Origin of the sequence: Virgibacillus sp. Bac330, assembly GCF_003667845.1 — a bacterium.
Classification (GTDB): Bacteria; Bacillota; Bacilli; order Bacillales; family Amphibacillaceae; genus Virgibacillus; species Virgibacillus chiguensis.
Window position 1 is genome coordinate 1849978 of sequence record NZ_CP033048.1, and the last position, 15486, is coordinate 1865463.

A 15486-nucleotide genomic window follows, 5' to 3' on the forward strand; every position below is an offset into this window, starting at 1 on the left:
AATATAGAACTTTTGTTCGTTTTATACACTTATTATACTCGAACATATGATCTTGTCAAGCGTTTTTTCGAACGAATGTTTGCGCGAAGTTTTATCTAATGGTAAACTAAGGTTAATTAATATTATGTGCGAGGTGATAGATTCATGACTAAACTTTCCAAAAGGCAACAAATGATTTTAGATTATATAAAAGATGAAGTAATGCAAAAAGGTTATCCACCATCTGTAAGAGAAATTGCCAAGGCTGTGGGTTTGGCATCTAGCTCGACTGTTCACGGGCATTTAGCTAGAATTGAAGACAAAGGCTATATTAGACGCGACCCTACAAAGCCAAGAGCAATTGAGATCTTACATTTGGAAGAAGAGAATCCTATTCCAAAAGAAGAAGCACTTTATGCGCCTGTTATCGGAAAAGTAACAGCAGGATTACCTATAACAGCTGTAGAAAATATTGAAGAATATATTCCACTTCCTGCAAATACAGCTAACCCTGATGATAGTCTATTTGTTTTAGTGATTGAAGGAGAGAGTATGATTGAAGCCGGAATTTTAGATGGAGATATGGTAATCGTTAAACAGCAAAACACAGCACAAAACAGTGAAATTGTTGTTGCAATGACAGCAGATAATGAAGCAACCGTAAAACGTTTTTTTAAAGAAAAAGATCATATACGATTACAACCAGAAAATGCAACGATGGAGCCGCTTGTATACGATAATGTAACCATTTTAGGGAAAGTTATTGGATTGTATCGACATATACACTAAAAACTGCCAATTGGCAGTTTTTAGTGTATAAATATTGGGTTACTATGAATTTTGTTCTGTCAATATTCCCCTGTATAATGAACAGGACAATAAATATGCACATAGTAAACGGGGCTCTTTTCCTTAATTTGCGAAAGGTAAAACAATGAATAACAGTATTCTTCGAGGCACAACTGATGCGTAGTGGCATGTTGCTTTGCTTCTTTCAAGATTTCTTGCATCTTTCTCATATTAGAGAAGGGATTGCCTACAAAATTATAACGAAGTGCTGTTGGAAAACTAATTTTTTTGATATCTTGATCGATACTAGAAATAATGTTAGAGCAATATACTTCTCCTTTTTTAGGATGATGAAAATCCCTTAAGTTGTTTTGATAAACAATCATCAAAGTTTTATTCCAAAAAACATCTTCTTGGGAATCATACAGGTTGGATTCATTAATATTGAATCCTTTATCATCAGCTGTAAAGTTAAATCCTTTACAAGTAAATATGTAATTATCCTTAACTACTTCCCACATATTTGGTTTTGTTTGAAAAGAGGCTAGTCTTCTATTTAACTCTTGTAAAAAATAAATTTTTTTATCTAATAACTCTCTCTCTAGCAATAATGTCTCTAAATAAGTCTCGTTAAATCCCGATACATCTGTCAAATCTTTATAATCAAGCCAGTTCTTAATTGCTTTTAAAGGTACACCTAGTTCACGCAACCAAGTCACATTACTAAACTTTAAAGCATCATTCAAAGAATAATACCTATATCTATTATCTTTAACAACAGAAGGAGTAACTAAATTCTCTTTATCATAATAACGCACTGTGTCACTAGACACCCCATGAAATTTGGCTATGTCTCCTGTTTTAAAATATTTTTCAGCCATATGTTAAAAACTCCTTTGTTTTGTCTTTAAAAGCGACTAGCATAAGGTGTGTAGATGTTATCTAACATACTATAGAATACGTTACAATTCTAAATTTATCAACGGACGTTACACAACTTAATAAGACAAAAAAGGAAGAAAAAATTGAAAAAGACCTGTATAATGAATACAAGTCTTTTTCTCTAGTACTATAAAAGGGTACCTGCTTGAATTCGTTTATTCAAGACTTGAGGTTAACATATGGTATTGAAGAAACGCTTTTATTTCAATTACTCAGTAGCTACGTTGCTTAACTGTGTCAGAATTTCACTATAAGACGGATATGGATGAATTGTATCTTTTAGTTTACGGAAGGGAATATGGAATGTTTTCATAAGTTGCAATTCGCCTAATAACTCACAGGCTCTTTCCCCTAAAATACTCGCTCCAATTATAAACCCATCTTGATCACAAATTATTTTGGCTTCTCCAGTTGTCTTTTGATCAACAACAGCCCTATCTAATTCAGAATAGCTTACTGTATAAACATTAAACTTGTCTTGAAATTTCTCCCTTGCTTCATTTTCAGTCATCCCTGTTCTAGCCAATTCTGGATGTGTGAAGGTGCACCAAGCTGGGTGTTGCTCTATGGGGGTATGCATTTCTAAAAATGCATGTCGCATTGCCTGTTTAGCTTGAAAGCCAGCCATATGAGAAAATAAATAAGGACCAACCGCATCTCCTACAGCATAAATGTTGCGAACTGAAGTTTCATTATATTCATTAACTTCAATGCCTTTGTTAGTATAGCAAATCCCCAAATCATCTAAACCAATATTTTCTATATTCGGCTTTCTACCTAAGGCAAACAATATATGTTCTGCTTCAATATGTTCAAGTACATCGTTCCTATTTATAGTTAGTGTTGTAGTACCATTTGCTTGTTTTACTTCAAGCGCCTTCGCAGATGTATACAGTTGCACCCCTTCCTCTTCCAACGTACTCTGGAGCTGGTGTGCTAAGCCCTTTTCCTCTCTAAACAAAATACGGTCAGCCATTTCAACTAGTTTTACTTGCACTCCTAACCGTTGAAAAGCTTGCGTTAATTCAACACCGATAGGGCCGCCCCCTACAACGATTAGATTTTTTGGTAAATCTTCAAGCTGAAAGACGTTCTCATTTGTTAAATAGTTAACCTGATCAATTCCTTTAATAGAAGGGATAAGTGCTCTTGATCCAGTGGCAATAACTATATTTTCAGCAGTAATGATTTTATCGACTACACGTATGCTATGTTGATCGTTAATTTTCGCATCACCTTGAATATATTCAATACCTGCAGCCTGTAATTGCTCTACTGCCTCCGCTTGATGCGCTTTTTTTATTAATTGACGAACTTTACTCATTATTTGCTTCCCATCGACTTCAATGTTGGCATATTTTTTTGCCGTATGAATTTCATCAGCAAGTTGAATAATTGCTTTACTTGGAATACAACCCGCCCAAGTACATTCTCCGCCTGGCTTATATTTGTCAACTAATACAACTTTTTTTCCCATACTAGCTGCTTCCATAGCGGTGTTTAGACCACCTGCTCCTGCACCAATTATTGCTACATCATATGTGAACATTGTACAACTACTCCTTTATCTATAGTTACTATGTTTGTAAGTATAAACTATGGAACGATTCCAGAGTCAATACGTATTGCCATACTCCGGCTTACAAAACTGGATAGTTCACTCGAATCTGTTTTCTTCCGTTATATTTAGGTTTTACTTTGTATGGCGATCACAAGGGTCATCCGAAGTGTAGTAGCATATTTGCCACTCGGTATAAAGTATGCGCAACCCACCTATATACTTCGTCGTGTTTCTGTCTTCCAGAACTCCTCTTTTTTGATGATATTCTAAACAAGGTATAGAATGCGAAACCGTCTTATTTTACAATAAGTAAAGTAACTATTCGCCCTTTACCGTCTAATGAACTAGCGTTTATAGGAAATATTAACTAAAATATTTTCTTTTGATCTCTTTCCTCTTTTAAAATTTCTACAGCCTCTCTAAAACGTTGTGAATGTATAATTTCTCTTTCCCTTAAAAATTTCAGGCTATCGTTTAAATCAGGATCATCAGACATATCAATAATCCATTGATATGTCGCCCGTGCCTTTTCTTCCGCAGCAATATCTTCATACAAATCGGCAATGGGATCTCCTTTGGCCTGGATATAAGTGGCAGTGAATGGAGCGCCTGCTGCATTATGGTAGAACAGCGCTCTATCGTGATTAACAAAATGTTCGCCAAGACCAGCCTGCTTTAATTGTTCGGGAGTTGCATCTTTCGTTAATTTATAAATCATCGTTGCAATCATTTCCAGATGCGCAAATTCTTCAGTTCCAATGTCATTTAAAAGTCCTACTACTTTATCTGGTATAGTATAGCGTTGGTTTAAGTAACGCAATGCAGCAGCAAGTTCTCCATCTGCTCCTCCATATTGTTCAATGAGAAATTTTGCCAACATTGGATTACACGTACTAACCTTTACTGGGTATTGTAGCTTTTTTTCATAATACCACATCTTGTCTTCCTCCTATCCAAAACGATATGATCTATATAATTTTAAACTTGCCATGGCCAAGGGGTATCTTTCCAATTCCATGGATAGTCAGAAAAACTTTTTCCAAAATGCATAAGTGGTCCAAATTTCTTTTCAAAGTCCATTTTTAATTGCATCGTTTCCTTTGATAAATTATTAAATTGTTGAATAGCTTCAAGATCGTTAGGATGGGTATCTAAATAAAGGTTTAAATCAACTAGAACAAAATCGTTTGCTTGGATTTCTTCGAGTTGCCGATAATATTCGGGAGGCATTTGCTTATTCACCTTGTTTGTCTCCTTTATGAGGTTCTGGATAAGGACTATATAATTGAGGCCAAAGTGTACCATGATAGAGCGCTTCTTTTGAAGTGTTAAATTGTTCTAATCCATATGGTTGAAACCCCATATATAATTGAGGTGGAGTAGCATAACTTTTCACTTTAATGGGTTTACATGGATCATACGGACTTATATACGGTTTCCAGTATTTATATTGCGTAAACATAAATGTCTCCTTTCTTTATCGTCTATTATATATATATATATGATTGTAACTTGCATTTATTCTTATATTCTTATTAATGATACAGACAAAAATGTACACTACCAAAGTTTAGCAGGTGCCCTCAACATAGATAAATACTAATATAGCTGTTATAAATCCCATTAAGACTTTATGAAATCGAGTAGGAGGGGGCGACTAACCCCCGACCTCTCACACCACCGTACGTACGGTTCCGTATACGGCGGTTTCATTTAAGTCCAACGCATCGTTTGATATCGTTTATGTAGACTCTTTAAGCCTAGGTTTGACCAGTATCGATCACCTAATGCTCTATGTAAGATCGGACTTTTAGCTATACGCCAATAAGCCTTTCTCGTGTTTGCCCACTCCCATGCTTTTCCTTTACTAATTCCAAGTTTTATTAAATTCTTGTATTTTGTTTTGACTTTCTTCCATTCTTTCCAGCGTATCATTCGCATCCTTCTTCGAATCCAGCTATCCAAAACTTCAAATATAGAGGGCGTCTCTGCTAGCTGATAGTAGCCTAGCCAACCTACTAAGTATCGATTTAGCTTTGCGATTCTATCCTGCATATTCATAGACTTCTTTCTTGAGGTTAGTTCTCTGACACGCTGTTTAAAGCGTTTGATACTTTCTTTAGAAACCCGAATCTTTGGGTTCTCTTTATGGAATGTGAAAGAAAATCCTAGGAATTTACGCTTCCATGGGCGGTCTACTGCACTTTTCTGTTCATTTACTTTTAATTTGAGTTTTCCTTCGATAAATGTAGTGATACTTTTCATCACTCGCGATCCCGCTCTCCTCGATTGAACATATATGTTACAGTCGTCCGCATAACGGACGAAATGGAGCCCCCTTCGCTCTAATTCTTTATCTAGCTCATCTAAAACGATGTTGGATAGCAACGGACTTAATGGTCCGCCTTGAGGGGCTCCTTCTGTGTTTGGTTGAACGATTCCGTCCTCCATAATGCCAGCTTGGAGATACCTACGTATAAGTTTAAGTACTCTCGGATCTTTGACCTTTTGGCTCAGTTTCCTCATTAATCGGTCGTGATGTACTTTATCAAAGAATTTCTCTAAATCCATGTCTATAACCCAGCGATAGCCATCTTTCATATAGCTTCTCGCTTTCCTAACCGCGTCATGTCCTCGTCTGTTTGGGCGAAAACCATAACTATGTTCAGAAAATGTTGCGTCATAGATGGTTGTTAGAACTTGTGCGATTGCTTGTTGGATGAAACGGTCTAGCACGGTAGGAATTCCTAGCTTCCTCACTCCGCCGTTTGGTTTCGGGATTTCGACACGGCGAACGGGTTGAGGATAGTAGGTACCTGATTCGAGTTGTTCTCGAACGGAAGCCCAGTGTTCCATGAGATGCGCTCGTAGGTTTTGTACGGGCATTTCATCCACACCGTGGCTTCCTTTGTTACGTTCGACACGTTTCAGTGCACATATTAAGTTTTCTCGTGATAGAATGCTTTCCAACATGATATCTAACTCCTACGTGAATGGCTCTTTCTTCTTGTGTGGCAATTTCTCTCAGCCCTTCTAGTGTCCCCCACGGGATTCACCGCTTCCTTCACTAGGAAGGTTTTCTTGTTTCTGCTTCATCAAGTATTGCGTACTCCGAAGCGACCATTCTTCTTCAATGATTCAGCCCTTCCTAGAAATATCTAGTACTACGGCTTCGGCTGACTTCTGACAGTTCAGCGAACACTTACATGTTCGGTTACGGCGTGTGCACCGCTTTTCTGTCAGATCTCCCGGGGTAAGCACACATTCTTCCTCTCCATATCCCCACTTCATTTACTCTGTGTACCCTTTGGCAGTAAGGACTTTGACTTGTTGTGCAGTCTCATCCAAGTACACCTAGCCTTCTATGAAGTTCGTGTTCCTAAGGGCGGAGATTTGCCGCCGACTTCCTTCAGATTCTGGGTCACCCCAGACACCCTTGTCTTAGGCTAACCACTACTACTGCCTTCGTGGTTCGGGACTCGAACCCTAGAGAATGTGTGCATGCCTGGCACACACAAAGAAACGAAGCACTGATATGCTTCGTCACCATACAACATTTCGTAATTCTTTTTCTTCATTACCAGTTTTCAGCATTCCATCTGATTGCTCTTTCAGGATAATGCTGTTTACATTGTCTAAATTTATTATTGTATTTTTACTTTTGTACCAATTAGAATCATAGCGCTTTAAACTAAAGAAAAAATCTTTTTTACTTTCTCGCTCTTCCTCTGTAACAATTTCAGTACCATCTGTCATATGAAACGTGATTGTATATTTTTTCACTCCTTACACCTCCTTTATTTCTATAATATGATAAAATTAATAAATTTTCTCGTTTTACACCTTATCGTAAAAAGAGCATTAAAATAAAACGTTGTTTCATTACATAAAATAATTACTACAAAAATCACTTATGTACTTACCATCGTAGCCTAACTAACTATTTTTTGATTCAATCCAATCTAAACGTGTATAATCTATTTTTGTTCTGCTACTATAAATGCTATTTTTAAAATGTACAAAAACGATCATTTATTGTACGCATTTTATCCCCATTATAAATTATAATCAGCCGGCCCTTGTAGTAGCTAGCTTTTGGCTACCCAATTCATGCGAATATAGGTCAACATGCTAAGTTGTAATATTTATGCACATGTATAGATAAGCACGCTTTAAGCGCAAGCGTACATACTCTAGACAAGTAAAAAACTACATTTTGAAAGAGAGATATATTTTACAAGAAAGCCCTTCCACCATCCTTGATAAACTTGTTAGTCTCCTAGGAATATCTAAGTTATAGCGATATTCTATCATGCAAAAAATACTGCCCAACTGTTAGAATTTATTTTAACAGTTGGGTTATTATCGACACGAGTACTTCGTATACTATTCTACTCTAACGTATTTATTACTTGCTGTAACATAATAAATTACGCCTTTGCTATTTTTAACCTTATACTGGTAGCCATTACCAACTTTTAATTTGTTTATGATGGTTGGAAAACCATCTCCTTTCTCTAGATGGCCAACAACATGTTTATCCGACCAAGAAGGTTGTTTATAAAAACGAAGCTTACCATTGTGAATAGATTCTACTCGTTTATCAATAAAGCTAGCAAGTGTATCCATTGATTCATTATAATACCCTTGTAAATCTCTTTTGTACACCCAAGAGTAAAGTTCTTGAAGGAGTACTTTGTTTGGCTCCGCCTGTTGCACAGTATACCTCTTTCCTTTATACTTTGACGGTATGGTCTGGCCTGTGTAATATCTCTTAGCTGTATTACGAAGATATACCTTGTCACCAGCTTTCATTGTTTGGTTAATACGTTGGCCGGACTCATTAGACATACTGCCAACAACTTGCACAAATTTTGGGTGTGCCGTAATAAAATATTTATTATCACCCTTACTATTTTTCACTTGATACATAGGTGATCCATGAACAAGGTATTTATCAACAATTATCCAACCATGACCAGGTTTAAAAGTGCCAGATGGGTTGTTCCACCTTGGAGTGTCATAGTAATTTACATTTTCAATGTAAACATTTTTTATACGAGCTCCTGTTAAATCCGTTCCTATAGCTCTAACACCTTCTGGTTTTGCCGGCTTGGATGGCTTGGGCTCTAACTCAATTTCATCCTCCCAATGAAGATAGTAATTATAAACATCAGCTATAAATTCTGCCCAACTTACACGATTTGGTTCTAGCCAACTTTGTGGGTCACTCCTGCGGCTAGGGTCAAGCGTTGAATGCGCAACAATGTCCTTTTTTGGATTCAACTCATATTTTTTACAAAGATAAGCATGATACCAAACATAACGATCGTATGCTTTATCAAAGTTTCCAGTACGACAAAGCTCTATACCAATCGCAATATCGTTGGCATCATCGCCAAACATTTGGTTATCTCTTGGTACATCATAGCGTACATGCCAAGCTTTTTCATCTAAAGGAATAATCTCTAATATCTTATTGTCATCAATAAACGTATGAGCAGATATGTTGGGTTCAATATTTTGAAAGTAATGATAATGTGCATCCGCATCTGCATTATTATTCGCTGTTTCATGAGCAACTAAAAAACTTACACCTAGATTCTTAATTTGCGGGCGGGCATTTTTATTTGTAAGGTAACGACGTTCTAGCAAATACTTATCTTTAAGCTTCTGCATGTTATTTACCTCCCTTACTCTTTAAATATTTGCATAGTCTATTGATCTTTTCTAAGGGGTTATTCTTTCTCTGATGTCCATAAATTTAACACCATTGTCGTTATCGCTAATAAACCTTATGAACAATTCCGTCAACTTAGAATTCCCTTTGATATATCATATGAAAAAAAGACATGCACGATTGGACTAGTCGTTCGTACTAAACTTGAACAAAAAAATTCAGCTCAGGCTTTAAAAGTTAACTCAATAACTATTAAAAATGTGCACATATTTAATAAAATAAACAATAAGATATGAGCGACTATTTTTCCAGATAATCTCTGGGTGTTTACCGAGAAACCAACAAACTATGATTTGAATTACCAAAACAAAAACCCTCGACACCAATAGTGTCAAGGGCTTCCGCTATTAATAAGTTCTTAAATATTGCTCTCTTTCCCACGGGTGTACTTGTGTTTTAAACATTTCCCATTCGATTTCTTTTGCTTCAACAAAGTGTTCGAAAAGGTGTTCACCTAAGGAATTGACAATAATTTCACTTTTCTTTAACTCTTCCAATGCGTCTGCTAAAGTACTAGGTAAATCGTGAACACCATTTTCTTCACGTTCTTCTTTAGACATCACATAAATATTACGATCAACTGCTGGTGGCGGAGTCATTCCATTTTCGATACCGTCTAAGCCAGCTGCTAGTAAAGAGGCAAGTGCTAAATATGGATTTGCTGATGGATCCACACTACGAGCTTCTACACGCGTGCTAATACCACGAGAATTTGGAATCCGCATGAGACAACTTCGATTTGCACCTGACCAAGCAATATAACTAGGAGCTTCATAACCAGGAACTAGACGTTTATAGGAATTAACGGTTGGGTTTGTAATCGCTGTGAAGCTACTAGCATGTTTAATAATACCAGAAATAAATTGAAAAGCTGTCTTACTTAACCCCATATCACCGTCTTTATCATAAAATGCATTTTCTCCATTTTTAAATAACGACATATTCACATGCATGCCAGAGCCATTCACTCCAAATAATGGTTTCGGCATAAAGGTTGCGTGCAAATTATGCTTACGGGCAATTGTTTTTACAACCAATTTAAACGTTTGGATATCATCTGCATGCTTTACCGCATCTGAATATTTAAAATCAATTTCATGTTGACCAGGTGCAACTTCATGATGGGAAGCTTCAATTTCAAAACCCATTTCTTCTAATTCAAGAACGATGTCTCTACGGCAGTTCTCCCCTAAGTCTGTTGGCGCAAGATCAAAATAGCCTCCGTGATCGTTTAATTCCATAGAGGGCTCGCCTTTTTCATCTAGCTTAAAGAGGAAAAATTCAGGTTCAGTCCCAATATTAAAAGCATCAAAACCTAACTCTTCCATTTTCTTTAAATTTCGTTTTAAATTGTAACGTGGATCCCCTTCAAACGGAGTGCCGTCTGTTTTATAAATATCACAAATAAAGCGAGCTACTTTTCCTTTTTCTGATGTCCAAGGAAATACTACGAACGTATCCAAGTCTGGGTACAAATACATATCAGACTCCTCAATGCGTACAAAGCCTTCAATGGAAGAGCCGTCAAACATCATCTTATTATCTAGAGCTTTACCTAATTGACTAAGTGGAATCTCCACGTTTTTAATATTCCCCAACATATCCGTAAACTGCAAACGGATAAAACGAACGTTTTCCTCTTTAATGCGTCTTACTACATCTTCTCTTGTATAAGTGCTTCCCATACTTTGTCCTCCTATTTAAATAATTATTTATTTGAATAGGAAAACAAATAGATAGTAATAACGTCGATGTAAATGATACGCCACCAATTCATTGTTAGACTTACATAGAAAAAATTTGTTATTAATTTACAACCTTAACATTTCACCTTTTGAATTGGTTTGGTTCGTTTTATTCCATCACGTACTAATATCCATTTGTTTCCCTAAACGAACCAAATTGTAAAGTTACTTTTTATAAAAACTTGGCTTATCGCCAAATTTTACGGTGAAGCCTTCGTTTACTTATACTAAAAAACTTATATAGCTATAGCGCAAGATACATAACGGGTAACTTTAGCATAAGGATACGTTTAACGGCTAAAAAACCTAGCAAGATCCCCTTGACGCAAATTAGCTTTTTTATGAGCGCCTGGCTCATTTAATTCTTGCCTTAGAATCCTCCGTAACTCCTTGTCAGATATCTGTGAGGATTCAGTCATTTTTAGTTGCGAAACTTGTTTCGTTTCATCTTCATTCAACAGTAGTTTAATGCCGGCAATATTTAACCCCTTATCCAAATAATCTTTAATCTCAAGCAGTCGATCAACATCATTAAACGAAAATAATCGCTGATTTCCAGTGGTTCTTTCTGGATGAATTAAACTGTGCTCTTCATAATACCTTATTTGCCTAGCTGTTAATTCGGTAAGCTTCATTACAATGCCGATTGCAAATAGAGGCATGGAACGACGATCTTTATCATTCAATTCATGACCCCCTAATTCATAATACTTTTTCATTATATGTCATGTAACCTAACATGTCAATATCATGTAAGGTTTTCTAACATTAATGAAAGCACTTTTTAAAATTTACATGCTACGATTCTTTTTTTATTCCATCCTAAAACCTTAATCGCTTCACCCGTTATTGAAGGTGAAGCGATATGATTCATTATTAATAATGTTTAGTTATCAATCGCACAAAGGTTAGTTTAAACGACTAATTATTTAAAGTCATATTACTGATCTTCTCTAATGCTTCTGTAATGGCTATCTTTACATGGGCATATGTTAGCCCACCTTGAATAAACGCTACATAAGGAGGGCGTAGCGGGCCATCCGCAGACAACTCAATACTTGCACCTTGGATAAACGTTCCTGCTGCCATAATTACTTCGTCCTCATACCCAGGCATTTTGCTTGGAAAAGGTTTCACATAAGCATTTACTGGTGAATATTCTTGAATCGCTTGACAAAACATAATCATGTTTTCTCTATTGTGAAATGTTACCGATTGAATTAAATCTGTACGCTCTGCTTTGTAATGTGGCGATGTTGTGTAGCCGGCCAATTCCATTAGTCTTGAAGTGAAAACAGCTCCCTTAAGCGCTTCACCAACTACATGAGGAGCGAGGAAAAAGCCTTGAAACATTTCTTGTAGCATGTGAAATGTTGCGCCAGTCTCTTTTCCAAGCCCTGGTGCAGTTAGACGGTTGGCGCATTGGTGAATAAGTGATTCTTTTCCAACAATATAGCCTCCCGCTCGAACAATACCGCCACCGGGGTTTTTAATTAAAGACCCAGCAATAACATCCGCTCCTACATGTAGTGGTTCCATTTCTTCAACGAATTCGCCGTAACAGTTGTCAACAAACACGATGACTTCAGGCAGAATAGACTTCACAAAATTTACCATTTCCTCTATCTCAGTTATCGTAAATGAAGGCCTATCATCATATCCTTTGGAGCGTTGTATGCCAATTACTTTTGTTTTTTTATTCATTGCTTGCTTAATAGCTTCAAAATTCACCTTACCGTTCTTTAATAGATCAACATGCTGATAAATAATTTGAAAATCACGTAAGGACCCTTCAGCTTTACCTCGAATACCGATTACTTCTTCTAAAGTATCATAAGGCTTACCAGTAATATACAATAGTTCATCACCAGGACGCAGTATACCAAATAGAGTCGTTGTAATAGCGTGCGTACCAGAAACAATTTGAGGTCTTACAAGTGCATCTTCTCCTCCAAATACTTCAGCATAAACACTTTCCAGCACTTCTCGTCCCCTATCATCATATCCATAGCCGCTTGTTGATTGAAAATGACTATCACTCACACAGTTGTTTCGAAAAGCTTGCATTACACGTCTTTGATTTTTCTCAGCTACGTTGTTGATCTTTGTATATTGTGGTTTACAATCTTCTTCCGCTTGTCTTGCTAATAAATCTGTCATGTAGTTACTCCTCTAAAAGTCGGTTTAACGCTATTCCTTTTCGCATATATCCGTTTAATTTGTATACTTGTTCATCTTCTGAAAACATCTTTGATTCAATAATACTCTCATGTTCCAATTGTTGTAATAACTTGCCCTGATCCGGTCTTAGTGTTAGAGAATAAAATGACCACTCCGCTTTTAGTAGGGCTTCCAGTTTATGTAGTAACTGTTGTACATCTTCTCTCTGATAAGCACTCATAAACATATAAGGATGGTTCATTGGTATAACACCTTGCACCCATTTATCTTTCTTATTATAAACCGTAAGCATTGGAAGCGTATCAGCATGAAGTTCTTGTAATAACTGCAAAACAGTATCCTGTTGCTGATTTAAATCAGGATGGGAACCATCAACCAAATGAATAAGAAAATTAGCTTCTTTTACTTCCTCTAATGTTGATTTAAAAGCAGCAATTAAAGAAGTCGGCAAATCTTGTAGGAATCCAACGGTATCCGTAACAAGTACATTCATTCCTGATGGAAGTTGAATTTGCCTCGTTAACGGATCAAGTGTGGCAAACAATTGATCTTCCTCTAATGAAGTACTATTTGTGAGTTGATTAAAAAGCGTTGACTTTCCTGCATTTGTATAACCAACAATTGCAATTTGTAAGACGTCATTTGTCTTTCTTCGCTTACGATATTGTTCCCTTTGCTTAGCGACCGTTTGTAAACGCTGCTTTATATCATGGATACGTCTACGAATATGCCGCTGATCTGTCTCCAATTTTGTTTCACCAGGGCCTCTTGTTCCAATCCCACCTCCTAATCTTGACAACGCTGTCCCTTGCCCTCTTAACCTAGGTAATAAATACTCTAGTTGAGCTAATTCAACTTGTAATTTTCCTTCTTTTGTTCTAGCACGTTGCGCAAAAATATCTAAAATCAATTGGCTACGATCAATCGTTCGAACTCCGAAAGCTTGACTCATATTTCGAAGTTGGATGGGTGATAACTCATCATTTGCAATGACTAAATCTACTTGATCTTCCTGAATAGAAGCATTTACTTCTTCTAATTTTCCAGAGCCAATATATGTACCAGGGTGAATGTTATTTCTATTTTGGGTAAATATTTGAACAACATCTCCACCAGCAGTATTACTCAATGAATTTAATTCGGCTAGGGAAGATTCAAAATGATGATTGGTTTGTTTCGGTTGCTTTACTGCAATAATGATTACTTTTTCATTCAATCAAACAGAACCTCTTTTCTTCATGCAATTCTTTACCAACTATCATAACAAATCTTAAGCAAATCCCCAAAATTAAACATCTTCTGCAACTCTTCATGAAGGCAACTGTATAACAAGGTAAAGATACCTTTCCTATACAACATGAAAGGCGCTGCATAGATCTCACCTTAAATATCTGAGGAACTAACAGCAGCACCTAATTAAGCCAATCAATCTTAGCCTTCATTTAATTTCATGTGAAAAAAATCACTATTCAATTAAATGTGTAGGTTTTCAACAAAAATATTTGGCTATATAAACATGCATCCTTTTATATGCATATAAACAACATACTAATTTAGTTTTAACTGCAAATCTTGAATTGTTAAGTAAATAAGATCATCTGCAGTAAAGTGCTCATTCTCCAACAATCTAACTGCATGCATACGAATAGCACTCTCTACCACGTTACGTACATAACGCGCATTGGAAAAGTTACGATTATTTGTGCGTATTTTTTTTAATAAATGCGCCTTTAATTCCGTTTCAGCATCTTTGGTAAGTTGATACTCCCGATCTGCCGCCATGCGTTTAGCAATTGAAAGCAATTCTCCAGCTTCATAATCACGAAAATCTAATATAAATGGAAACCTAGATTCTAAGCCAGGGTTTAGCGTTAAGAATCGGTCCATTTCGTGGGGGTAACCTGCAAGAATTAGCACAAAATCATGTTGGTAATCTTCCATATGTTTTACTAAAGTATCAATTGCTTCTTTACCAAAATCTTTCTCGCCACCACGCGCAAGCGAATAGGCTTCATCAATAAACAAAACACCACCTTGGGATTTTTGTATAATGGAACGGGTTTTTTGCGCTGTCTGACCAATATATTCTCCTACTAAATCAGCCCGTTCAGCTTCAATAAAATGACCTTTAGATAATAAATTCATATCATAGTATAGCTTAGCCAACCTTCTAGCTACCGTTGTTTTTCCTGTGCCCGGATTACCCTTAAATAACATATGCAATACTTGTTGATGATTTACTAACCCAAACTGCTTTCGCTTTTCATTAATGACGACCGTTGCATATATTTCTTTGATTCGTTTCTTAAGCTGCTTCATACCCACAAACGATGCAAATGCCTCATCAATATGATTAAATGGGTTGTTTTTTTTGTTCATTGCTTTTTTATCTGTATATGTCAAATGCGAGGTGTTTTTTTCCTTTAAAATGATATTTACTTGCCCATTTCGATTACTTATAAATTGCGTTTCCATGTCATCACCCCTCAGTAATATTTAGTATACGCCATAATCTAAAAGGTGTGACATTTGCCTATTTTTTATTTAAA

13 protein-coding genes and 1 pseudogene are annotated in these 15486 nt (G+C 36.4%); 1 reads left to right on the forward strand and 13 read right to left on the reverse strand.

The genetic code is table 11. The features are described 5' to 3' along the window. Nucleotides 1-144 precede the first annotated feature (144 nt). Nucleotides 145-768, forward strand: coding sequence for a transcriptional repressor LexA (lexA, locus tag D9780_RS08660; protein WP_073003970.1), 624 nt, complete (start codon nt 145-147; stop codon nt 766-768). Nucleotides 769-827: 59 nt separating this feature from the next. Here lexA and D9780_RS08665 read toward each other — a convergent pair whose 3' ends face one another. From D9780_RS08665 to D9780_RS08725, 13 genes and pseudogenes are all read right to left on the reverse strand, one after another. Then, complete coding sequence (locus D9780_RS08665) at nt 828-1649, reverse strand: MerR family transcriptional regulator (protein WP_121639868.1); 822 nt, start codon at nt 1647-1649, stop codon at nt 828-830. Between the two features lie 269 nt (nt 1650-1918). Then, nucleotides 1919-3259: a dihydrolipoyl dehydrogenase family protein gene (locus D9780_RS08670; protein WP_121639869.1), complete on the reverse strand. Its 1341-nt coding sequence runs from the start codon at nt 3257-3259 to the stop codon at nt 1919-1921. A 379-nt stretch (nt 3260-3638) separates the two neighbouring features. Further along, entirely contained in the window at nt 3639-4208 is a 570-nt protein-coding gene (locus D9780_RS08675; protein WP_116279526.1) for a manganese catalase family protein, read from the reverse strand. Nucleotides 4209-4249: 41 nt separating this feature from the next. Next, nucleotides 4250-4501 (reverse strand): spore coat protein CotJB, encoded by a 252-nt coding sequence (locus D9780_RS08680; RefSeq protein WP_121641464.1) that lies wholly within the window; start codon nt 4499-4501, stop codon nt 4250-4252. A gap of 4 nt (nt 4502-4505) precedes the next feature. After that, nucleotides 4506-4733 carry a spore coat associated protein CotJA gene (locus tag D9780_RS08685; protein ID WP_116279525.1) on the reverse strand — a complete coding sequence of 76 codons (228 nt, stop codon included), beginning with the start codon at nt 4731-4733 and terminating at the stop codon, nt 4506-4508. Between the two features lie 251 nt (nt 4734-4984). Further along, entirely contained in the window at nt 4985-6247 is a 1263-nt protein-coding gene (gene ltrA, locus D9780_RS08690) for a group II intron reverse transcriptase/maturase (RefSeq protein ID WP_121638889.1), read from the reverse strand. 567 nt (nt 6248-6814) lie between these two features. Beyond that, nucleotides 6815-7054 carry a hypothetical protein gene (locus D9780_RS08695; protein WP_073003965.1) on the reverse strand — a complete coding sequence of 80 codons (240 nt, stop codon included), beginning with the start codon at nt 7052-7054 and terminating at the stop codon, nt 6815-6817. Nucleotides 7055-8425: 1371 nt separating this feature from the next. Beyond that, nucleotides 8426-8950 (reverse strand): annotated as a pseudogene (locus D9780_RS08700) (N-acetylmuramoyl-L-alanine amidase family protein); the annotation flags it as partial. Nucleotides 8951-9358: 408 nt separating this feature from the next. Continuing rightward, a complete protein-coding gene (gene glnA, locus D9780_RS08705) occupies nt 9359-10696 on the reverse strand; it encodes a type I glutamate--ammonia ligase (RefSeq protein WP_073004903.1) in 1338 nt (445 codons plus the stop codon). 350 nt (nt 10697-11046) lie between these two features. Beyond that, on the reverse strand, nt 11047-11418 hold the full coding sequence (locus D9780_RS08710; RefSeq protein ID WP_371413738.1) for a MerR family transcriptional regulator: 372 nt from the start codon (nt 11416-11418) through the stop codon (nt 11047-11049). A gap of 259 nt (nt 11419-11677) precedes the next feature. After that, the gene (locus D9780_RS08715; RefSeq protein WP_121639870.1) at nt 11678-12916 is read right to left on the reverse strand and encodes a methionine gamma-lyase family protein; all 1239 of its coding nucleotides are present in this window, start codon (nt 12914-12916) and stop codon (nt 11678-11680) included. A 4-nt stretch (nt 12917-12920) separates the two neighbouring features. Further along, nucleotides 12921-14153 (reverse strand): GTPase HflX, encoded by a 1233-nt coding sequence (gene hflX, locus D9780_RS08720; RefSeq protein WP_121639871.1) that lies wholly within the window; start codon nt 14151-14153, stop codon nt 12921-12923. Between the two features lie 332 nt (nt 14154-14485). Continuing rightward, a complete protein-coding gene (locus D9780_RS08725; protein WP_121639872.1) occupies nt 14486-15412 on the reverse strand; it encodes an AAA family ATPase in 927 nt (308 codons plus the stop codon). Nucleotides 15413-15486: the final 74 nt, after the last annotated feature.